A 22685-nucleotide genomic window follows, 5' to 3' on the forward strand; every position below is an offset into this window, starting at 1 on the left:
GCTGGCGTTTATAATTGGCGTTTTATATTTTCAGGCAGGATTTGTTTAATGTTGTTTGCATGGATTACCGACCCTAACGCGTGGATGGCGCTGGGCACCCTGACGATTCTGGAAATCGTACTGGGTATCGACAATATCATCTTCCTTTCACTTGTCGTGGCGAAGCTGCCCAAAGCACAACAAGCCAAAGCCCGCCGCCTGGGACTGGGTGCTGCGATGATTATGCGTCTGGTGTTACTGGCGTCTATCGCCTGGATGACGCACTTAATTCACCCCCTATTTTCCTTGATGGGCCATGCGTTCTCGGCACGAGACCTTATTTTGACATTAGGTGGCGTGTTCTTAATCTGGAAAGCGAGTAAAGAGATTCACGAGTCCATTGAAGGCGAAGAGGAAGGAATTAAAACCAACGTTCACTCCTTCTTTGGCGCAATCGTGCAGATAATGCTGCTGGATATTATCTTCAGTCTGGATTCAGTCATTACAGCCGTTGGCCTGTCCGATCATCTGTTTATTATGATGGCAGCCGTGGTGATTGCCGTAATGGTGATGATGTTTGCTGCAAAATCGATTGGTGATTTTGTGGAACGCCACCCTTCAGTGAAAATGCTGGCGCTGTCTTTCTTGTTGCTGGTCGGTTTTACTCTGATTCTGGAAGGCTTCGATATTCATGTGCCGAAAGGTTACATCTACTTTGCGATGTTCTTCTCAATAGCTGTAGAAACGCTGAATCTTATTCGCAACAAAAAGAACCCGCTTTAGTCGTCTCAGGGGAAGCATTTTCGCTTCCCCGCTGTTTCTTTTAAGAATTTACTGCTTACTTTTAACGGTTGCCCGAGTTATTACTAGACTGTATATGTCATTCCACACCACACGAGGCGAATAACAATGAAAAAATGGGCAGTTATAATTTCCGCTGTCGGTCTGGCATTTGCGGTTTCAGGTTGTAGCAGCGATTACGTGATGGCAACCAAAGATGGCCGTATGATCCTGACTGATGGTAAACCGCAAGTCGATGACGACACCGGTCTGGTTAGCTATCGCGATCAGCAAGGCAATGAGATGCAGATTAATCGCGATGATGTTTCACAGATTATTGAACGCTAATTCCCCTTCATCTTTCAAGTTGCAGATGCGTTGGCTGCTCTCGCTCACCCGAATCACTTACTAGAGTAAGCTCATCGGGATTTTCTCGTTTGCCGCCTTCCTGCAGCTTGAAATATTTTGGGGATCATCAGATGATCAGCGCCTCGCTGGCCTGTAACACTTTTTCTTCACTTCCCCCCTTCCGCTTTTCCCTTCCCTCTGCCATGTTTATACCCGTCATACTTCAAGCTGCATCATTGTTGGCTACGTTTATTCACCCGAATCACTTACTTATGTAAGCTCATTGGGATTAATTCACTTGCCGCCGCGATGCAGCTCGAATTATTTTGGGTATTAGTCTATTTTTTGTCGGGTGCTTGCCTGACGGATAAGACAGAAGAATAAGGAAAGCGGCTATGCACTATCACCGTATCCCCCATAGCTCTCTTGAAATAAGTACGCTAGGGCTGGGAACCATGACGTTTGGTGAGCAAAACAGCGAAGCCGATGCTCATGAACAACTCGATTACGCAATCAGCCAGGGTGTTAACCTGATTGATGTCGCAGAAATGTACCCTGTGCCACCTCGCCCGGAAACCCAAGGCTTAACAGAAACCTACGTCGGTAACTGGTTAAAGCAGCGCGCGAATCGCGAAAAACTGATTATCGCCACAAAAGTCAGTGGCCCAAGCCGTAACAACGATGCCGGCATCCGCCCAAATCAAATACTGGATCGCAGAAATATTCGTGATGCGTTAGATGCCAGCCTGAAGCGTTTGCAAACCGACTATATCGACCTTTATCAGGTCCACTGGCCACAACGTGCCACCAACTGCTTTGGCAAATTGGGGTATACGTGGACCGATAACGCCGTACCGGTCACCCTGCTTGAAACCCTGGAAGCACTAACTGAGTTCCAGCGTGCCGGGAAAATCCGCTATATCGGCGTCTCCAATGAAACGCCATGGGGCGTGATGCGTTATCTACAACTTGCTGAAAAGCATGATTTACCGCGCATTGTCACCATTCAGAACCCATACAGTCTGGTGAACCGCAGCTTTGAAGTGGGGCTGGCAGAAATTACTCAGCGCGAAGGTGTGGAGTTGCTGGCTTATTCCTGTCTGGCGTTCGGAACGCTGACCGGTAAATATCTCAACGGAGCTAAACCTGCTGGCGCTCGCAACACGCTGTTTAGCCGCTTCACTCGTTATAGCGGTGAACAGACTCAGCATGCGGTTGCCGCCTATGTTGATGTTGCTAAGCGACACAATCTTGACCCGGCCCAGATGGCTCTGGCTTTTGTTCGCCGTCAGCCGTTTGTCGCTAGCACGCTGTTAGGTGCGACCACACTTGAGCAGTTGAAAACTAACCTTGAGAGCCTACATCTGGACTTAAGCGAAGACGTGATTGAAGAGCTGGAAGCGGTGAACCGCGTTTATACTTACCCGGCACCTTAAACTGCAAAACCCCTCTCCGATTGGAGAGGGGAAACTCTCTATTTATGACGCATCTGCCAAACCCATAATCCAGCAATAGCCAGCGCAAACACAGCGCCAAAACCAATGCCTATGCCGACTATCGATGCGCCAGTTTTAACCGCCAGCGAATACAACCCGAGCATCAGTAACATCGCGGTATTTTCACCGAGGTTCTGCACTGCAATAGCATTCCCCGCGCCAACCGAATGTTTCCCTCGTTCCTGAAGCAATGCGTTCAGCGGCACAACAAAGAAACCACCCATAATACCAATCAGCACCAGCAGCAGATAAGACGGCAGCAATGCGGTTTGCATGGCGAAGAACAGTACGCCAACGCCAATCAAAATACCGGCAGGCATACAACGCGCTACAGTTTTAAGCGTCACCAGTTTCGCCGCCGCACCGGCCCCCACGACAATCCCCACCGCCACCATCGCATTCAGATACGTTGGCGTCGCGTTATCGGTAACACCCAGCGCCACTGGTACCCACAACACCAGTAAGAAGCGCAGTGTTACACCTGCACCCCAGAACAAACTGGTGCCAACTAGTGAGAAACGAGTTTCACCATTGTGCCAAAGTGAGCGACACGCCGTGAAGAAACTGCGCGTCATCGGTGTAAAGCGCCATGACTGCCCAGGACGCGCAGGAGCAAGTTTGGGGATGAATAGGTTGGCAACAACCGCGCCCGCGTACACCAGCACGCACACGCTAAGTGCCGCCACGATATGCCAGTCGGCCAGCACACCGCCAGCCATTGAACCTAGCAAGATTGCGGCAATGGTCGAAGATTCCATCAGGCCATTAGCCTTCACCAGACGATCGCCGGTGGTTAGCTCACCGAGAATGCCATATTTAGCGGGTGAATAAGCAGCCGCCCCCACGCCCACCAGCGTATAGCCGACAAACGGGTTGAAGCCAAAGCAGATAATCGCCGCACCCATCAGTTTGAGACTGTTGGCAAACATCATCACCCGCCCTTTGGCAAAGCTATCAGCTATCTGGCCGACAAACGGAGCAAACAGAATGTAGGCACCGACAAACACCATCTGCAAAACAGGCTGGCTCCAGTCGGGGTAAAACTGTTGTTTCAGCACCGCAAGCGTGGCAAACAGCAGTGCGTTATCACCAAACGCCGATAGAAACTGCGCGCCGGTAACTGCCATCATACCTCTGGACCAGATTGAGGTATCGTTCACGGCATTATCATGCATTCTGTGTCTCCGGCTGGTCTACCAGCGCTTTCAGGCTTACGTAATCGGGTTTACCGCTACCTAACACAGGTAAGTGTTTTAGGAAGCGAATATCGCGCGGAATAGCCAGCTCTGGCACACCATTAGCGCGAGCATATTGCAGCAGTTTTTCGCGGTTAAGTTCGTTATCAGTGGTGAACATCACCAGTGCCTCACCCTTTGCTGCATCCATTTTGATAACGGTTGCATGCATTTTTTCTGGGGAAACGCCGAGTGCCAGTTGCTCCACCATTTCCAGCGAAACCATTTCACCGGCAATTTTTGCAAAGCGTTTTGCTCGTCCCTGAATCACACAAAAACCGTTTTCATCAAATTTGACGATATCACCCGTGTCGTACCAACCAGGTTCAACTTCACCCAGTGCGTTTTCAGCACTCGGTGCTTCCAGCACGCCAGGATTTTCCACACGCAGATAACCTTTCATGATGTTCGGCCCTTTCAGTTGCAGCCGACCACCATCTTCGATACCAGGAACCGCCATCAGACGGGCATCCATCGCCGGGAGAATTCGCCCCACAGTCCCGACTTTCGCCGCCATTGGAACGTTGATGGAAACCACTGGTGCGCACTCAGTTACGCCGTAGCCTTCAAGAATGCGCAAGCCAAATTTGTCCTGCCAGATTTGTTTGGTGCTTTCCTGAAGTTTTTCCGCCCCTGCGACGACATATCGCAGACGGTAGAAATCATATGGATTAGCAAAACGAGCATAGTTGCCAAGGAACGTAGAGGTGCCAAACAGCACGGTACAGTTACGGTCATACACCAGTTCCGGCACAATGCGGTAGTGCAGCGGGCTTGGGTAAAGAAATACTTCCGCGCCGGTGAGTAACGGTGTGAACAAACCTACCGTCAGACCAAAAGAATGGAATAGCGGCAGCGCTGACATAAAGCGGTCATTGGCGGTGAAATCGGCAATAGTGCGAATTTGCTCAACGTTAGCCAGCAAACTTTTATGGCTATGCACCACACCTTTTGGGTTCCCTTCCGAACCTGAAGTGAACAGCACCATCGCAGCATCTTCTGGCTGCTGTTTGACCTGAGCGAGATGCGGCACGAATAAATGGCCGAATATCCATAGCTTATCGCTAAGCGTCACATCTGCTTTTAAATCTTCCAGGAACACCCAACGCACCTGCGTGAGCTGCTCTGGAAGGTGCCATAACTTGCCTTTATCGAGGAACTGGCGCGAAGTGAAAATCGTTTTTAGCTGAGCCGCTGTAATCGCGCTGGTCAACCCTTTCACGCCTGCTGTGTAGTTCATCATGGCAGGAATCCGTCCGCGCGATGAAGCACCAAAAATCACAGCTGCGGTTATTGCCGCATTCGGCAACATCAGCCCGATGGTTTCGCCCGGCGCACTGTATTTATTCAGAATGCGCCCAACAAACAGCGTTTTGGTCAGCAGGCTACGATAAGTATCAGGTTTGAAATTAATGTCTTCGATACAGTTTTTACGGTCACCATAGCGGTACTGCGCGGAAAGCAGCGCCTCGTACAATGTTTCCCGAGGGCGCACTGCCATACGCGCTTCCATCATAATTTGATGAAGCATCTCACCAGCCATTTTGCGGCGGTCGCGGGCACGCGGCGCATCAGGCATCGCAACTGAAGTAGGTGGCAGAATGTGCAGGTTAATGCGCGGGAATAAGCGGCGTTTGACCAACCCTTTCAGGCGGCTGAAAAATGTCAGTTCGGCACCGTCAATGCGAATAGGGATAACAGTCGCATTAGATTTAGCGGCAACAAACCCTGCGCCCTCATAAATTTTCATCAATGAGCCACTCACCGTGATGCGCCCTTCCGGGAAGATGACAACCGGCCTGCCCTGCTCAATCAGGCGAACCAGATGCTTAATCGACATCGGTTTTGTTGGGTCAAGCGGCACAAAATCAATTAGCGATTTTAACCAACGCATATACCACTGCTGGCTAATCGATGAGTACACAGCAAAAACCGGGCGCCCCGGTAAAAACAACGCCAGTAAAATTCCGTCAATAAAGGAGACGTGATTGGGGACAATCAGAACGCGTGATTGGGAAAGAAGTTGTTGATCGCCATGAAGTCGCACCCTGAACAGAATACGAAAAAGCGTACGGAAAAAACCAAATAGCATAGCAACTCCCTTTGTCATTAATGAACCGCAGGCAATTAAGTGTAGCGGCAGATTACATGACTAACTGCATAGGAGCGAGAGTCGGAACGTGTGTAGAGTCTGAAAAAAAGGCAAAAAAAACCTGCGCATCTGCGCAGGTTGGTGCAAAAGAATTGTACTTAACAACGTAACTAGAATTCTCACCAATCAATACCTCTGGGATCTGAATTGTGGCTCAGTCCAGTCAGTGTCACCAGCGAGAAAAAGCAAGAGAATTAGCGGAAAGTGCAACCAGGTGTTTAAAACATCGCGTCTTGTTACAGGCAGGCAAATTTTGGGCAAAAAAAACCTGCGCATCCGCGCAGGTTGGTGTAAATCATGTGATCAGCATTAGATGCTGACATCACCTATCAATACCTCTGGGACTTCAAATGTAGCAGTGGCTGAATACTTTTCGCCATGGCGAAATAGCAACAGCACGCTGCAAACTGTAAGCAAAGATTTAGTCTGAAATCATTAAAAATCCAGAACATGCCTCTGTCTGCCGCTGCGCTTGAATTCCCGTGTTCGCTAAGTGTAACGATTACACTAAAAACGCCCCCATTTTGCATAGGTTTGCGACGAGGAATACAGTTGCGACCTTGAAGTGACGCGTCTTTTCCGTAACACTTAAAGTTGTGTAAGCGTTTACCCACCAAGGAATATTGACGATGGCGACAATAAAGGATGTAGCAAGACTGGCAGGCGTTTCTGTCGCCACTGTGTCTCGTGTCATTAATGATTCACCAAAAGCCAGCGATGCATCACGGCAGGCAGTCACCTGCGCGATGGAAGAGCTAAATTATCACCCTAACGCCAATGCCCGTGCGCTGGCACAGCAAACTACTGAAACTATTGGCCTTATCGTTGGTGATGTGTCCGACCCTTTCTTTGGCGCAATGGTAAAAGCAGTCGAACAAGTTGCTTACCGCACCGGTAATTTTTTGTTGATCGGCAACGGTTATCACAACGAACAAAAAGAGCGCCAGGCCATTGAACAACTCATTCGCCATCGTTGTGCGGCATTAGTGGTTCACGCGAAGATGATTCCTGATAGTGAATTGATTTCACTAATGAAGCAGATGCCTGGGATGGTGGTAATTAACCGCATCTTGCCAGGTTTTGAGCAGCGTTGTGTGGCGCTGGACGATCGCTATGGCGCGTGGCTCGCGACACGACATCTGATTCAGCAAGGCCATACCAAAATTGGTTATCTGTGTTCCAACCACCAGATTTCCGATGCTGATGACCGGCTCCAGGGTTACTACGATGCGCTAACGGAGCACGGCTTGACGGTGAATGATCGCTTAGTGACTTACGCAGAGCCGGATGAAAGTGGCGGTGAACAGGCCATGACCGAATTATTAGGCCGTGGGAAACATTTCAGTGCCGTCGCCTGTTATAACGATTCTATGGCCGCAGGTGCGATGGGCGTTCTAAACGACAACGGGATTGATGTACCAAAAGAGATTTCGTTGATTGGTTTCGATGATGTGCTGATCTCGCGCTATGTGCGTCCACGTCTGACGACAGTGCGTTATCCGATAATCACTATGGCAGCACAAGCTGCGGAACTGGCACTGGCGCTGGCTGAAAAACGTGAATTACCGGAAATCACTCATATGTTTAGCCCAACACTTGTGCGCCGTCATTCAGTCATTGCGTATTCAGGCGAATGATTTTCAGAGAGTGAATTGGTACAGATGGACGGGCGTATTTGGGTAGTCCAGGCCATCGCCAATGAACTGCCAGCCAAAGCGTTCGTAATAGCCTTTATAGGCTGAGTAGAGATAAAGTTGCGGGTAACCTAACTCACGGGCATGTTCGATAACGTGTTGTTGCAGTTTTGCCCCTAAGCCATGTCCGCGCTGGTTTTCATCAATGTAAAGTGCAGCCAGCCATGGATAAAGATCCTGGCGGCTAATCAGGTCGCAGCGCCATAATCCCACAGTGCCAACCAGTTTCTCACCTTCTACGGCAACAAACGTCAGCGGCATTTCACCTTCCCGCTGGCTGGTCGTGATAATCGAGGCGAAAAAGTCCCGGCTATCGGGAGTGCCAAACGCCTGCCACAGCCAGTCGGTGACTTGCTGTTCATGTTGCGGCACGACGTAAAGTGGCACAATTTTCACATCAGTTTTCCCTGGAAGATAGGAACGGACTCGAACAAATAACCATCAAAATCGGGGGCGTCAGAATCAGACTGTTCAAGCAGACTGTTTTTCACGTTCTCAAGATGCTGCCACATTGCCTGCCAAGACCCCATCACGTCCCGGCGGCGAAGTGCGGCCAGAATAGTTTGTAAGTCACCAAGCCATTTCAAGCGATAACTGCGGGAATCGATATGCGCGCGTAGTTGCTGCCACATTGGGCTGCTGTCCATATGACGCCAGATACTTTCAACCGTCGCCAGTAGCATCTGGTTTTGCGAAGCGCCTGCCAACACCAGATGAAACATTTTGCAGTTGTCCTGGCCCAGGTCATTAATCGCAATGGCACGCTGCTCTTGTTCAAGAATACGCTTGAGATTGTCGATATCAGCTTTAGTTGCCATTTTGGCGGCGAACGCCGCGATATTGCTTTCCAGCAACTGGCGGGCCTGGAGCATTTCAAATGGGCCAATATCGCTACTGAAAAAGGCTTCTTCTTCCGCTTCGTTTTCTGCAGGAACACGGGTGACATACACTCCCGATCCCTGTCGAATATCGACCGTACCTTGCAGTTCAAGCATGAGCAGCGCTTCACGGACGATGGTGCGGCTAACTCCGTAAGTCTCAGCAATATTTCGTTCCGGCGGTAAACGCGAACCGACCGGATACAATCCCTGTATTATTTGCGCGCGCAGATCCTCACCAATTTCCTGGTATTGTTTTTTTTCTGGCGAAAGTACGAGCTTATCCACAATGTTACCTATGTGTTTGCTAAAAAAGCGGCATAGTGTCCTGCCGCTGATTAATACCCATTAGCTTATCAAACTATTCATCTGAAATATTATTTCCATTCATCATCAAGGTTGAGCTGTAACGTTCGAGATTCGCTGACTGACCGATACCAATGAGCTGATTTTTTAGCGCGCCGCTCACGGTTGTTTTGCAGATTAATTTCAATCAAACCGTAACGGTTTTTGAATGCATTCATTGGCGAAACATTATCTGTGAATGCCCACAGCATATAACCCTGGCAATTTGCCCCATCTTCACGGGCGCGCAGCGTCTGGTACAAGTGTTCACTGATAAACGCAATCCGATAATCATCTTCAATCACACCGTCGGCGTTGCGGAACTGCGCTTCATTTTCTGTACCCATTCCGCTTTCTGCGACAAACCACGGAATATTGTGATATTCGGTTTTAATGCGCATCGCCATGTCATAAACAATGCGTGGGTAAATTTCCCAGCCACGCGATTTATTCATCCGCCGCCCCGGCAACTCAAACGGCTCATAATAACAAGCCGGATGGAATGGCGTCTCCGGGTTCCAGGCTCTCGATGGTGCTTTTACCCGATGTGGGTAGTACAAGTTAATCCCCAATTCATCAACGGTATTTTCGCGGATGATCGCGAGTTCTTGTTCTGTGTAATCCCATTGCACATTGTGTTTTTCAAGCAGCTCAATCAACTGCTGCGGATATTCACCATTCACCAGAGGGTCGAGGAATACGCGGTTGTAGAACAGATCGTAAATTTGCGCGGCTTGCTGATCATGGGCGGCACTGGAACGTGCGTAAGTGACTTCCGGATTAAGAATGCATCCCACGGTGCCGCTATATCCTTTCTCGCGGAACAATTTCACAACTTTTGCTGTGGCGAGGTTTTTATGGTGATTCCACTGCATCCATTTATGAGTGTTCTGCTCATATGGCCAGCGCAATGCATCAAGATAAACACGAGTTTGCACCACAATCGGCTCATTAAAGGTGAACCAGCGATTCACCTTGTGGGCATAACGGGCAAAAACTTTCTCCGCGTATAACACATACAAATCGACGACTTTCTTCGATGCCCAACCGCCGTAAGTTTCAAATAATGTCGCGGGAAGCTCGTAATGCTCGAGGCAGATCATCGGCTCAATGCCGGTGCTGCGCATTTCGTCGATCAGATTGTCGTAGTACTGCGCATACTCTTCATCAACAACGCCATTTTCATAATCAGTGAAAAAGCGTGACCAGTTGATGGAGGTGCGGTAATGCGTCAACCCCGCCTGTTTCATCAACGCCACATCTTCGCGATAACGATTAATAAAATCCGTGGCGACCGCCGGACCATAGCCTTCATGCCAGACATGCCTGTCGTTTTTATACCAGGCATCCAGCCACGAATCCTGCCCCTCTTTCTTGCCGCTCCAGCCTTCGGTTTGCCAGGCCGATGCCGCAGCGCCAAGGATGAAATCTTCTGGGATGGTGATTTTTACGTTGCTCATACCTTCCTCACGCGTTATTGGCAATTTGTTGCTGTTCGGCCAGCAGTTGCGCCTGTTCGGCACGGCGAGAAGCAATTTTCACAAATGGCAGGTAAATCAGAATGGAAACCAGAATGCAGCCCAATTGCGTGACCACCGCGCCCATAGAACCCGCGGTCGAAAGCCAGGCGTTGATCAGCGGCGGCGTGGTCCACGGCACCATCACAACGGCTTTACCCGCAAAGCCCATGGCGGTTGCGAAGTAACCGATAGTGCCGGTAACCAGTGGCGTAATGATGAAGGGAATGGCCAAAATAGGATTAAGCATAATCGGCATACCAAAAATCACTGGCTCGTTAATATTGAAGATGCCAGGGCCAAAAGAGAGCTTAGCTATCTCCTTCATTTCTTTGCGTTTGGTGGCAATCATAACGGCAATCAGTAAACCGATTGTTAAACCCGAGCCACCAATACTCATATACACATCCCAGAAAGGCATTGTGATGATATTAGGAATCTCTTTACCCTGCTCAAACGCACTCATGTTGACGGTAATCGCCCCCAGCAGTAGTGGCTCGCGGATAGGCTTAATCATCTGGTTACCGTGAATTCCGATAACCCAGAAAAGCTGCGCCACAAACATCAACAGCAAAATCCCCGGCAGGCTTTGCACCACTTTTTCCAGCGGCTGTTGCACCACCTGATAGACCGCGTCATACAAATACATGCCGGTAGTTTGATGGAAGATAAAACCAAAGGTCGCTATAGCGGTAACGGTAATGATCGACGGGATGAGTGCTGAGAAAGAGGCCGAAACGTTCGGTGGAACGGTGTCAGGCATTTTGATCTTCAGCCCTTCCCTTTTTTCTAGCCAGCAGTAAATTTCAACCGACAAAATGGCGATAAACATGCCAAGGAACAGGCTGCGGGTATCAGAAAACTGGCGTGCCAGAATGTCTTTCACCATGTGCATCTGCCCGTCGACCATCATCTCGATGGTGGTCGGCGTAACACAGATAAAGCAGATCACCGCCAGCAAGCCCGGGAACAGACTTTTAATACCGTTGATCCGGCCCAGTTCGATACCAATCAGGAACACCGCACCAATGTTCAAAAAGTTAAGCGTGGCGTAGTTTATCGCCGCGGTAATCGGCTTTAGTTGTGCGAGAAACGACAGCGCGGAAAAACTGGCTAGACCGTTTTTGGGATCCAGCACCATGTTCGATATTAGTACTGAGAATGCCCCGACGATGATCACTGGCATCAGGGTAATAAAGGAAGATTTGATCGCCATAATATAGCGGTAGCTATTGAATTTAGTGGCAAAACTTCCCAGAGAGTCGATTAACTTTTCCTGCAAAGCCATAGGGTATACCTCTATGTTGTCGTTTTTTATTATGTAGGGTGATGTTTAACGAGCTTTTGGTATACCAAAAATAGAACCAACTTCTTAACATTTCCGTGATAAATGTCCCACATTGATATATTGGAATTCCAATACCAACCAATTTAATTAATTTGGTATACCAAATTAATATAAACATTCTGAATCATTCAAAAGCGTGATCGGGTACGACAAATGACATAGCGAAGCCGCAAGCACGATGTTTCATAAGCACAGCATGTTAAACTAGCGAAATCATGCGACCACGCCGCTAGCGTCTTAATCAGGAATGAATTGATGGTAACAATGCTGGATGTCGCGCTACGCGCTGGTGTTTCTAAAGCAACGGTATCACGCGTGCTCAACGGGATTGGGCAAGTCAAAGAGAGCACCCGTGAACAGGTGTTTAACGCCATGGAAGAATTGGGCTACCGGCCTAACTTTTTGGCGCGATCCCTTGCCAATCGCAGCAGTAATAGCGTGGGTCTGGTGGTGTCTACTTTTGATGGCTTCTACTTTGGACGCCTGCTCCAGCAAGCCTCACGCCAGACTGAAGCCTGGGGTAAACAGCTGATTGTCACTGATGGGCACGACACGCCACAAAAGGAGCTGGAAGCCGTTCAAATGCTGGTGGACAGGCATTGCGACGCTATTGTGCTGTACACCCGGTTTATGAATGAACGTACATTACTTTCACTCATCAATAGCATCAAAGTGCCACTGGTCGTAATTAACCGTGATGTAAGCCAGGCTCGCGATCGCTGCGTGTTCTTCGAGCAACAAGATGCTGCATTTCAGGCGACCGAATATCTCGTTCAGCAAGGCCATCGCGACATTGCATGCATTACGGTGCCAATTTCCACACCAACTGGCCAGGCGCGCCTGATGGGTTATCGAAAAGCGCTACAAAAGCATGGTATTGCCTTTAGTGAAGAGCGGGTCAAATATGGTGATTCAAGCATGGAACTCGGCCATAAACTGTGTCAGGAATTGCTTGAAAGTCGCGTACCATTTACCGCACTGTTTGCCTGCAACGATGATATGGCATTGGGTGCTTCGAAAGCTTTGCATCAGGCAGGCGTTCGCATTCCACAGGATATTTCGTTGTTTGGTTTCGATGATGCACCGAGCGCTCAGTGGCTGGAACCTGCACTATCCAGTGTCTATTTGCCTATCGATAGCATGATAACCACGGCTATCGATCAAGTCATAAAACTGGCAAACGGCGAGTTGCTTGAAGCAATCCCACCGTTTGTTGGCAAGCTGGTATTACGTGATTCAGTCGGCCCGGGCCCGTATTACATTTCCAGTGCCAGCAATTCCTGAATAGTCTGGCGGCGGCGAATCAGTCGCGCCGCGCCATTATCAAATAACACTTCAGGCAACAATGGGCGGCTGTTGTAATTGGATGACATCGATGCGCCATACGCCCCGGTATCGTGCAGTACCAGATAATCCCCCACCTGCACTGGCGGCAGTGCACGCGTTTCCACTTTGCCGCCTTCCTGCTGGGTAAATACATCCCCCGATTCACATAATGGCCCGGCGACGACAGTTTCGACTAACGGGAGCTGAGTCAGCTCACGTCCATCACCCGCTAAAGCAGAAATATGGTGGTAGCTGCCGTACATCGACGGGCGCATGAGATCGTTAAACCCGGCATCAATCAGCACAAAGTGGCGTGAGCCCATGTTTTTAACCGAACGCACCTGAGCCACCAGCACACCTGACTCTGCTACCAGGAAACGGCCAGGTTCAATTTCAAGTTTCACCGGGTGTCCCAGACGCTGAGCAATTTTTTCACGTGCAGCATTCCACAGTCCGTAATAGTGATTGGTGTCGATAGTCTCTTCACCTTCACGATACGGAATAGACAAGCCACCACCTGCGGAAATCGCTTCCAGATCCTGACCAAAATCAATCACCTGCTGCACCATCGCACCACAAACACGCTCAAGGTGACCGTAATCAACACCAGAACCGATGTGCATATGGATACCGACTAAATGCAGTTTGTAGCGCTGAATAACTTCCAGTGCCTGCGGTAAATCTGCGTGCCAGATACCGTGTTTGCTGTTTTCGCCACCGGTATTGGTTTTCTGGCTGTGGCCATGGCCGAAGCCTGGGTTGACACGCAACCAGACGCGATGACCTGGAGAAACCTCGCCAAGCTGTTGCAGCATATCCACGGAACCCGCGTTCACAGGAATCTGTTGTTCGGCGACCAGTTGTAACGTCGGCTGGTCAATCATATCGGCGGTGAATACGATGTCGTCGTGATTTTCCAATGGCTTGTAACCTGCAGCCAGCGCACGCTCAATTTCACCCTGCGAAACAGAATCGACCTTCACGCCCTGCTCGCGCATCAGACGCAAAATATGAATATTTGAGCACGCTTTTTGCGCAAAGCGAATCACATCAAACTGACGCAGTTGAGCAATCTGCTGGCGAATAATTTCAGCATCGTAAACCCAGACTGGACAGCCAAATTCGGCAGGCAATGCCAGCAGGTTTTGCGCATTCAAAGCAGTGTCGGTGTTATTCAGTGGGCGTGGCATGGTTGGCTCCGGCAACAATTCGTTTTTTTGTATTACGCCACAGAGTGAAGTGAAGAAAAAATATCGCTTTATCCCGAGTCTATGCAAAACTGATATAGATTAAGGAGACCATCATGCCCTCAATAACTCTGCGTCATATTGAAATTTTCCACGCGGTAATGACCGCCGGTAACCTCACCGAAGCCGCAGGGTTACTGCATACCTCGCAGCCTACCGTTAGCCGCGAACTGGCAAGACTTGAGAAGTTGATTGGTCTGCAATTGTTCGAACGTAGCCGCGGGCGTTTGCACCCGACAGTTCAAGGTTTACGATTATTTGAGGAAGTACAGCGATCCTGGTACGGGCTGGACAGAATTCTGAGTGCCGCTGAGAGCCTACGTGAATTCCGCCAGGGCGAGCTCTCCATAGCCTGTCTGCCGGTGTTTTCACAATCATTCTTACCGATGTTGGTTCAACCCCTTTTGGCACGCTACCCGGAATTAAGTCTGAATATTGTGCCGCAGGAATCACCGCTGTTAGAGGAGTGGCTATCAGCCCAGCGCCATGATTTAGGGTTAACCGAAAACACCACAACGCCTGCCGGAACGGAGCGCCAGACGTTACTGACGCTCAATGAAGTGTGCGTGTTACCCGCAGGGCATCGCCTCGCCGATAAAAAAGTGCTCTCACCGCAAGATTTCGCCGGAGAGAATTACATTAGCCTGTCGCGTACCGACAGTTATCGCCAGTTGTTAGATTCACTTTTTCAGGAACACGACGTTAAGCGACGAATGGTGATGGAAACACACAGTGCGGCATCGGTGTGTGCAATGGTGCGGGCGGGAGTGGGTGTATCGGTGGTCAATCCGTTGACCGCTCTGGATTATGCTTCAAGTGGCGTCGTTGCCCGTCGATTTAGCGTGGCGGTGCCTTTTACGGTGAGCCTGATTCGCCCACTTCACCGCCCTGCTTCTGCGCTAGTCACGGCTTTCAGCGAACATCTGCAAAACAGTATGCAGATTTACATCGAGCCGCTAAATCAACTGCTTGATGCCTGAATTACTGCTCGGTCACCGGCTGATGGTGACCCGTTCCGCTGCTAAAGTTAATCAGGCAAATGATAAGCCCGATAGCCGCAAGCCCTGCTGCCGCGACCGGAACGGCAGTCAGACCAAAACCGTGCGCAATAACTGTGCCGCCAACCCATGCACCGAGCGCATTGCCGACATTAAAGGCCGCAATATTCAGCGTCGAAACCAGGTTCGGTGCATCTTTACCGTGCAGCACAACGTTGATTTGCAGCGCGGGAACCGTTGCAAAAGCCGCCATTGCCCAAAGGAATAAGGTAATTTCCGCAAGCCACATACCGTGGCTGGTCCAGCGAAACAGCAGAGAGAAGATAGCAATCAGGCTAAAACTCAGTATCAGGCTAAAAGAAACTTTCCAATCTGCCAGACGCCCACCAAGAATATTACCGACCGTTAAACCCGCGCCAATCAAGAATAGCGTCCAGCTTACGCCCTGATGAGTGACACCAGTCACCTGTAACAACATTGGGGCAATGTAGCTAAATAAGGTGAACATAGCTGCGGCGAAAAACACCGTCATCGCAAGCGACAGCCACAGCTTACCGTTGGCCAGCGCGCTGACTTCACGTTTAAGGTCGGTCGGCGCTTCCTCTTTCTGCGATGGCAGGCTGACAATCAGCGCAATAAATGCGACCACACCGATAATTGCCACTCCCCAAAACGTCGAACGCCAACCGTACAATTGCCCAAACCAGGTGCCAATCGGTACGCCCAACACATTGGCAAGCGTCAGACCAGTAAACATAAGTGCCACCGCTGAGGCTTTACGATTGGGGGCAACCAGACTTGCGGCTACCACCGCGCCAATGCCGAAGAATGCGCCGTGGCAAAGTGCCGTAATAACGCGAGCTAACATCAGGAAATGGTAATTCAGCGCTAAGGCACACAGGATGTTACCGACAATAAAAATCACCATCAGTAGTACCAGTGAGAGTTTGCGCGGCAATCTTGCCGTGAGCAACGCCATGATAGGTGCGCCAATCGCCACACCTAGCGCATAGCCACTAATCAACCAGCCGGCTGTGGGAATAGAGATCGCCAGATCCCCTGCCACATCGGGCAACAGGCCCATAATAACGAACTCCGTCGTGCCGATGGCAAATGCACTCATCGCCAGCGCGAGTAAGGAAATAGGCATGGAATAACTCCAGGTTGCAGAAATAACAAAAGGCGGGAGAACTATGTTCGACCGCCGGATTACGAGGATGTCAGAGGTGCAGCTTGTTTGGAAAAGCGTGCGCTGCTTAACAAATTAATAACACAAAAAACGCCGGGGCGACCCGGCGTACGCTAAGGATACTCTTTTTTACCGTTTAACCATTTGAAATAATGAATAAAAAAATATTACTCGGTCAGCATGAAATTCACCGCGTCGGCGGCGTGAATCGCTGCGGTATCGAAGACCGGGAGCGGGCAATCCTGTTGGTTTAACAGCAACCCGATTTCAGTACAGCCAAAAATCACACCCTGTGCACCCTGCCCCTGTAGCTCTTCAATCACTTGCTGATAGTAGCGTTTCGATTCTTCGGTGATTTTCCCAAGGCAAAGCTCTTCGAAGATAATCTGGTTGATACGCAAACGTTGAGGCTCTTCAGGGATAAGAGATTCGATACCAAACTCAGCGCTCAGGCGGCCACGATAGAAATCTTGTTCCATGGTGTAACGCGTGCCAAGCAACGCAACACGCTGCACATTTTGCGCAGTAATCGCACGCCCGGTTGCATCAGCAATATGTAGGAACGGCAACCCACAGCGCGATTCAATATGGTGCGCGACTTTGTGCATCGTGTTGATGCACAACACAATACCTTCCGCTCCGGCTTTCTGTAGCCCCACCGCTGCTTGTGCCAGCATCTCGCCCGCCAGATCCCATTCGCCTTTTGACTGGCAAGCTTCAATCTCATGAAAATCAACACTGTGCAGAACAATTTTCGCTGAATGTAGGCCGCCTAATTGTTCCTTAATACCTTCATTAATTAAACGATAATAAGGAATGGTCGACTCCCAACTCATCCCGCCCAGCAAACCAATTGTTTTCATGACTTTTCACCTGTTAACTTTTATTACTTTGGTTATATCAGGCAAATTACCTGGCAGGAAAGCGTGATCTGCCTTACAAAACGCGGGTGTGAACTATCGTAAAAGGACTTTTCAAGATACGATTAATTAAATGAAACAACGTTTCACATAAAAAAGGATCGCGAATGTTCACTTTTATTAAAGATACCAAACTGGAAGATTTAGGTGCTGGCGTGAGCCGTCGTATTCTGGCGCATGACGGTAAAATGATGGGTGTGCAGGTTAACTTTGAAGCTGGCGCAATTGGCCCGATGCATAACCATCCACATGAGCAGTTGACTTACGTACTTTCTGGCGAGTTTGAATTCACTATCGGTGATGAGACTCACCGCGTTACAGCGGGTGATACGCTATATAAAGAACCGCATGTGATGCATGGCTGCGTATGCCTGAAGGCGGGTACCCTGCTGGACACCTTCACCCCAATGCGTGAAGATTTCCTGAAGTAAGGTACAAAAAAACGGCGCCTGAGAAGGCGCCGCTTATGACAAATTCTAATTTAGATGTCTCAATCAATATGCATACGAGATGTGAATGCACCACGAACTAACACCATACCCGAAGCGACAATCAAACCCACCAGTGTCGCCAACACAATAATCAGGGATTTACCTGGACCATCTTTTTTCAGTGGTAATGAAGGCTGCATCTGGAATTGGTAAGGTTTGAAATCAATTTCGCCTAGCTTTATGGCTTCTAAGGAAGTAAGAACGTGATCGCGGTTTTGCACAGAAGCATTCAACTGAGCCACATCTTTAATTGATTGCTCAATTTTTAGCTTTTCTGTAAGCCCTTTAGCGCCAAGAGCAACGGAGTAATCAGGGTCGTCTTTTACCGCCTGCCCGTTGCTATATACCGGGTCTTTCAGGCCCGCAGCATTGGCTACCTGCAACGAATATCCCAGACGCTCCAGGTTAACATTGTGCTCGTTCTCAAGCGCAGTACGGTCCAGCGCCAGTTTGTTTTTTTCAAATGCCACTTTGAGTTCGAGAGCATTTTTTACATTGGAGATAACGTCTTTGCTCACTTCAGCAGCAACAAACTCAACGTATTTCTGCAGTACCTGTTGAGCATCTTCTGCATCTGGTGCGGTAAAACTTAGTGTCCAGGAAGAATAAGGGGCATTGTCAGTTTTTTTAGAATCGATATTGTTTACTGCTTTGAATTTTTCCGAAACGTTGGATATTGCGCGATATAGCGCACTCTTATCCACCTCAGCATTTTTCACCAATGCCTGTACATAAGGAGATTTTGCCAGAAATTGCTCGCGCAGCTCTTGCGAATCAAATTTCTTCAAAAACATATTATAGAGACTACCCGCATCAATATTCGCATCCACGCCAAGCACCGTCATATCTACCAACGCACGACGCAGCCCAATTAGATTGCTTGTTTCAGGCGGGGTGATAATCGCTTCACTAGTCCATTTTTGCGGCAGTAGAAAACTGACAGCCAGTCCACATAATGCAAACAGTAGCGTAATGGTAATTATCTGTTTTTTTGCCGCGTAAAGAGCAGACATCAGGCCTAGTAAATCGATCTCTTCATGGCGAGGTGCCATAAGTGGGTATGGAGACGCGTTCTCTAATTGATTGGTTTTCATTTCTATAGAAGACATAACTAGCCGGTTTTTAAGTTATTGAGAAAAATACCCGTCTAACTTCCAGGAGCAGGAAATTAAGCAGCGCTTACGCCAAAGAATGAGAAATAGGTTGGGTTTTAAACCATAAGAAAGGCTGTATATCTTCTCCTTGTGCATGTCACTGTCGATATCAAAAACTGACTGTAAATAACATAATTACCATTTGGTAATGCACTGATAACAAACCCTTAACTCTGTAACGAAACGTAACTCTCTTTAATGAATGGTCATTATTCCTAAGAATCAACTGAAAAACAACCACCAACTATTGCAGTTTAAAAACTAAGAATTTCTCCCTTCCTTTTTTCATCCCGAGCAAAACCTCGTCCATTTCACATTATCGAAACAGTGTTTCGACTTTGATCACATTTCCATCATGAATTGAATGACTCCGTTACAAATCGTAATAGGATTAATTAAAACGCTGTTTTACTAATCGGGAACCATGGTTCGCATGTTTATGAAATCTGAATGTAAATACAGAACACGAACAAACGACATGGATTTTTAATCTTTATTTATCAATTAATTATCAGGGAATGAATATGACAGGCACGCCCACCTCTTTCCGACCCATCCGTATAGCTTCACGGGTGAGGCAATGAGTTTCGAGAACGATTTTTGCAAAACAATTTTTAAACCATTGACCACCAGGTAGGTATGTATGAATGAAAACAAAATGCTGGGATTGGCATGGATTTCGCCCTACATAATAGGGTTGTTAGTCTTTACTGCCTTCCCGTTTGTTTCATCTTTCTTCCTCAGTTTTACTGAGTACGATCTGATGAACCCGCCGGTATTCACCGGTATAGAGAACTATCGCTACATGTTGACCGAAGATTCGCTCTTCTGGAAATCCATGGGCGTCACTTTTGCGTATGTGTTTTTAACCATTCCGTTAAAACTCGCTTTCGCACTCGGTATCGCATTTGTTCTGAACTTTAAACTGCGCGGCATCGGTTTCTTCCGTACTGCGTATTACATCCCGTCAATTCTGGGTAGCTCTGTCGCCATCGCCGTTTTGTGGCGCGCACTGTTTGCCATCGACGGCCTGCTGAATAGCTTTATTGGTGTGTTCGGTCTCGACCCGGTGAACTGGCTGGGTGAACCGTCTCTGGCGCTGATGTCCGTTACGCTTTTGCGTGTATGGCAGTTCGGTTCGGCGATGGTCATCTTCCTGGCCGCACTGCAAAACGTTCCGCAATCACAATATGAAGCAGCAATGATTGATGGCGCGTCTAAATGGCAGATGTTCACGAAAGTGACCGTGCCTTTGATTACGCCGGTTATCTTCTTCAACTTCATCATGCAGACCACGCAGGCGTTCCAGGAGTTTACCGCACCGTACATCATCACCGGTGGCGGCCCGACTCACTACACCTACTTGTTCTCACTGTATATCTACGACACAGCCTTCAAATACTTCGATATGGGTTATGGCGCGGCGCTGGCGTGGGTACTGTTCCTGGTCGTGGCGGTCTTTGCCTCCATCGCCTTTAAGTCATCGAAATACTGGGTGTTCTACTCCGCAGATAAGGGAGGCAAAAATGGCTGATATCCAACCAAGCCAGCTAGCGGCTAAAAATGCGACGGACCTTGCAGAAGAAGAGATCGCGCGTACGTTGCGCCGTGAAAAAATCAGCCGCACCATCCGTTATGTGGTGCTGATTATTGTCGGTCTGTTGATGCTCTACCCGTTGGTGTGGATGTTCTCTGCGGCGTTTAAACCGAACCATGAGATCTTCACAACCCTCGGTCTGTGGCCGTCAAACCCAACCAGCGACGGCTTCGTCAACGGCTGGAAAACCGGTACTGAGTACACCTTTGGCCACTATATGTGGAACACAATGCAGTATGTGATTCCAAAAGTACTGCTAACCATTATCTCTTCAACGATTGTCGCTTACGGCTTTGCCCGTTTCGAAATCCCGTTCAAGAAGTTTTGGTTCGCGACGTTGATTACCACTATGTTGCTGCCAAGCACCGTACTGTTAATCCCGCAATACCTGATGTTCCGTGAAATGGGCATGTTGAATAGCTACCTGCCGCTGTGGCTGCCAATGGCATTCGCAACCCAGGGATTCTTTGTCTTCATGTTGATCCAGTTCTTGCGTGGCGTTCCACGCGATATGGAAGAAGCCGCACAGATTGATGGCTGTAACTCCTTCCAGGTGCTCTGGTATGTGGTAGTGCCGATTCTGAAACCGGCCATTATCTCTGTCGCCCTGTTCCAGTTCATGTGGTCTATGAACGACTTTATCGGGCCGCTGATTTATGTGTACAGCGTAGACAAATACCCAATTGCACTGGCGCTCAAAATGTCTATCGACGTGACTGAAGGCGCTCCATGGAACGAAATTCTGGCAATGGCGAGCATCTCCATTCTGCCATCGATCATCATCTTCTTCCTGGCTCAACGCTACTTCGTACAAGGCGTGACCAGCAGCGGAATTAAAGGTTAAGTGAGGGAATATCATGGCTGAAGTTATTTTCAACAAATTGCAAAAAGTTTACTCCAACGGCTTCCAGGCGGTTCATGGTATCGACCTGAAGATTGAAGACGGTGAGTTTATGGTTATCGTCGGCCCATCTGGCTGCGCGAAATCAACCACCCTGCGTATGCTGGCAGGTTTGGAAACGATCAGTGGCGGTGAAGTCAGAATCGGCGACCGCGTGGTGAACAACCTGGCCCCTAAATCTCGCGGTATCGCGATGGTGTTCCAGAACTATGCACTGTATCCACACATGACCGTGCGTGAAAACCTGGCCTTTGGCCTGAAACTCAGCAAGCTGCCAAAACAGCAAATCGAGTCCCAGGTGAATGAAGCGGCCAAAATTCTTGAGCTCGACGAGCTGATGGACCGCCTACCGCGCCAGTTATCAGGCGGCCAGGCACAGCGTGTGGCCGTTGGCCGTGCGATTGTGAAAAAGCCTGACGTGTTCTTGTTCGACGAACCGTTATCTAACCTTGATGCCAAGCTGCGTGCGTCGATGCGTATTCGTATCTCCGACCTGCATAAGCAACTCAAGAAAAGCGGCAAGCCTGCGACTACCGTTTACGTGACCCACGATCAGACAGAAGCGATGACCATGGGCGACCGTATCTGCGTGATGAAACTGGGTCACATCATGCAGGTGGATACGCCAGATAACCTCTATCACTTCCCGAAAAATATGTTCGTGGCAGGCTTTATCGGTGCGCCAGAAATGAACATTCGCCCGAGCAAGCTGATTGAAAAAGACGGCAGCCTGCAAATTAGCGTCGGTAATGACACCCTCGCTCTGAACGAGCGCCAGCAGAAGCGTTGTGCTGAATACAAAAATCAGGACATCTTCTTCGGCATCCGTCCTGAGTTTATTTCAATCTCTGATGAACCGTTCGCTGAAAGCCATTCAAGCGGTGAAATGGTGCGTGTAGAGAATATGGGCCACGAATTCTTCATCTACCTGAAAGTAGCTGATTTTGAAATGACCTGCCGCATCCCTTCCGATGAAGCTAAGCCAATGATTGAGAAAGGCCTTCACCGTAAGGTGTATTTCAAGTTTGACATGGAAAAATGTCATATTTTCGACGCAAAAACAGAACAAAACATCTCTCTCTGACAGGAG

At 49.0% G+C, this 22685-nt stretch carries 20 protein-coding genes; 10 read left to right on the forward strand and 10 right to left on the reverse strand.

What is annotated here, in order from left to right; genetic code table 11:
• Positions 1-48: 48 nt before the first annotated feature.
• The 3 genes from EDF88_RS10080 to EDF88_RS10090 all read left to right on the forward strand — a co-directional run bounded on the left by EDF88_RS10080 (position 49) and on the right by EDF88_RS10090 (position 2543).
• A complete protein-coding gene (locus EDF88_RS10080) occupies positions 49-762 on the forward strand; it encodes a TerC family protein (protein WP_134184490.1) in 714 nt (237 codons plus the stop codon).
• A 126-nt stretch (positions 763-888) separates the two neighbouring features.
• Entirely contained in the window at positions 889-1107 is a 219-nt protein-coding gene (locus EDF88_RS10085) for a YgdI/YgdR family lipoprotein (RefSeq protein ID WP_034457556.1), read from the forward strand.
• A 395-nt stretch (positions 1108-1502) separates the two neighbouring features.
• On the forward strand, positions 1503-2543 hold the full coding sequence (locus EDF88_RS10090) for an NADP(H)-dependent aldo-keto reductase (protein ID WP_064513439.1): 1041 nt from the start codon (positions 1503-1505) through the stop codon (positions 2541-2543).
• A 38-nt stretch (positions 2544-2581) separates the two neighbouring features.
• On the opposite strand, the gene lplT is transcribed toward EDF88_RS10090, so the two are convergent.
• Together lplT and aas are read right to left on the reverse strand one after the other, a co-directional pair.
• Entirely contained in the window at positions 2582-3778 is a 1197-nt protein-coding gene (gene lplT / locus EDF88_RS10095) for a lysophospholipid transporter LplT (protein WP_134184492.1), read from the reverse strand.
• Positions 3771-5930 (reverse strand): bifunctional acyl-ACP--phospholipid O-acyltransferase/long-chain-fatty-acid--ACP ligase, encoded by a 2160-nt coding sequence (aas, locus tag EDF88_RS10100; RefSeq protein ID WP_134184494.1) that lies wholly within the window; start codon positions 5928-5930, stop codon positions 3771-3773. Before aas ends, lplT begins: the two co-directional genes overlap by 8 nt.
• Positions 5931-6619: 689 nt before the next feature.
• Between aas and galR the strand changes: the two genes are divergently transcribed.
• Entirely contained in the window at positions 6620-7627 is a 1008-nt protein-coding gene (galR, locus tag EDF88_RS10105; RefSeq protein WP_134184496.1) for an HTH-type transcriptional regulator GalR, read from the forward strand.
• A gap of 3 nt (positions 7628-7630) precedes the next feature.
• Here galR and EDF88_RS10110 read toward each other — a convergent pair whose 3' ends face one another.
• The 4 genes from EDF88_RS10110 to EDF88_RS10125 all read right to left on the reverse strand — a co-directional run bounded on the left by EDF88_RS10110 (position 7631) and on the right by EDF88_RS10125 (position 11712).
• The gene (locus EDF88_RS10110; RefSeq protein WP_134184498.1) at positions 7631-8080 is read right to left on the reverse strand and encodes a GNAT family N-acetyltransferase; all 450 of its coding nucleotides are present in this window, start codon (positions 8078-8080) and stop codon (positions 7631-7633) included.
• The gene (locus EDF88_RS10115) at positions 8077-8850 is read right to left on the reverse strand and encodes an FCD domain-containing protein (RefSeq protein ID WP_134184500.1); all 774 of its coding nucleotides are present in this window, start codon (positions 8848-8850) and stop codon (positions 8077-8079) included. The genes EDF88_RS10110 and EDF88_RS10115 overlap by 4 nt, the downstream gene beginning before the upstream one ends.
• An 89-nt stretch (positions 8851-8939) precedes the next feature.
• On the reverse strand, positions 8940-10367 hold the full coding sequence (locus EDF88_RS10120) for a glycoside hydrolase family 1 protein (RefSeq protein WP_134184502.1): 1428 nt from the start codon (positions 10365-10367) through the stop codon (positions 8940-8942).
• 7 nt (positions 10368-10374) lie between these two features.
• Entirely contained in the window at positions 10375-11712 is a 1338-nt protein-coding gene (locus tag EDF88_RS10125) for a PTS transporter subunit EIIC (protein WP_134184504.1), read from the reverse strand.
• Between the two features lie 315 nt (positions 11713-12027).
• Between EDF88_RS10125 and EDF88_RS10130 the strand changes: the two genes are divergently transcribed.
• The gene (locus EDF88_RS10130; protein ID WP_134184506.1) at positions 12028-13056 is read left to right on the forward strand and encodes a LacI family DNA-binding transcriptional regulator; all 1029 of its coding nucleotides are present in this window, start codon (positions 12028-12030) and stop codon (positions 13054-13056) included.
• Here the strand turns inward: EDF88_RS10130 and lysA are convergent.
• Complete coding sequence (lysA, locus tag EDF88_RS10135) at positions 13029-14288, reverse strand: diaminopimelate decarboxylase (RefSeq protein WP_134184508.1); 1260 nt, start codon at positions 14286-14288, stop codon at positions 13029-13031. The two genes, EDF88_RS10130 and lysA, sit on opposite strands and share 28 nt — an antisense overlap.
• A 113-nt stretch (positions 14289-14401) precedes the next feature.
• Between lysA and EDF88_RS10140 the strand changes: the two genes are divergently transcribed.
• Positions 14402-15325, forward strand: coding sequence for a LysR family transcriptional regulator (locus tag EDF88_RS10140; RefSeq protein WP_134184510.1), 924 nt, complete (start codon positions 14402-14404; stop codon positions 15323-15325).
• A gap of 1 nt (position 15326) precedes the next feature.
• Here EDF88_RS10140 and EDF88_RS10145 read toward each other — a convergent pair whose 3' ends face one another.
• Both EDF88_RS10145 and EDF88_RS10150 read right to left on the reverse strand, forming a co-directional pair.
• Positions 15327-16493: an MFS transporter gene (locus tag EDF88_RS10145; RefSeq protein WP_064513478.1), complete on the reverse strand. Its 1167-nt coding sequence runs from the start codon at positions 16491-16493 to the stop codon at positions 15327-15329.
• 206 nt (positions 16494-16699) lie between these two features.
• Positions 16700-17395, reverse strand: coding sequence for an aspartate/glutamate racemase (locus tag EDF88_RS10150; RefSeq protein ID WP_134184512.1), 696 nt, complete (start codon positions 17393-17395; stop codon positions 16700-16702).
• A 164-nt stretch (positions 17396-17559) separates the two neighbouring features.
• Here EDF88_RS10150 and EDF88_RS10155 point away from each other — a divergent pair, with 164 nt between their 5' ends.
• Positions 17560-17883, forward strand: coding sequence for a cupin domain-containing protein (locus tag EDF88_RS10155; RefSeq protein WP_064513482.1), 324 nt, complete (start codon positions 17560-17562; stop codon positions 17881-17883).
• 59 nt (positions 17884-17942) lie between these two features.
• On the opposite strand, the gene wzz(fepE) is transcribed toward EDF88_RS10155, so the two are convergent.
• Entirely contained in the window at positions 17943-19052 is a 1110-nt protein-coding gene (gene wzz(fepE) / locus EDF88_RS10160) for an LPS O-antigen length regulator Wzz(fepE) (protein WP_134184514.1), read from the reverse strand.
• A gap of 688 nt (positions 19053-19740) precedes the next feature.
• On the opposite strand from wzz(fepE), the gene EDF88_RS10165 reads away from it, so the two are divergent.
• The 3 genes from EDF88_RS10165 to EDF88_RS10175 are packed head-to-tail and all read left to right on the forward strand — an operon-like array spanning position 19741 to position 22679.
• Complete coding sequence (locus tag EDF88_RS10165) at positions 19741-20631, forward strand: sugar ABC transporter permease (RefSeq protein WP_064513485.1); 891 nt, start codon at positions 19741-19743, stop codon at positions 20629-20631.
• On the forward strand, positions 20624-21538 hold the full coding sequence (locus EDF88_RS10170; protein WP_064513487.1) for a carbohydrate ABC transporter permease: 915 nt from the start codon (positions 20624-20626) through the stop codon (positions 21536-21538). The genes EDF88_RS10165 and EDF88_RS10170 overlap by 8 nt, the downstream gene beginning before the upstream one ends.
• 13 nt (positions 21539-21551) lie before the next feature.
• Positions 21552-22679: an ABC transporter ATP-binding protein gene (locus EDF88_RS10175; protein WP_134184516.1), complete on the forward strand. Its 1128-nt coding sequence runs from the start codon at positions 21552-21554 to the stop codon at positions 22677-22679.
• The last annotated feature ends 6 nt before the right edge of the window (positions 22680-22685 follow it).

This window comes from Buttiauxella sp. BIGb0552, from assembly GCF_004366275.1.
GTDB classification, from domain to species: Bacteria; Pseudomonadota; Gammaproteobacteria; order Enterobacterales; family Enterobacteriaceae; genus Buttiauxella; species Buttiauxella gaviniae.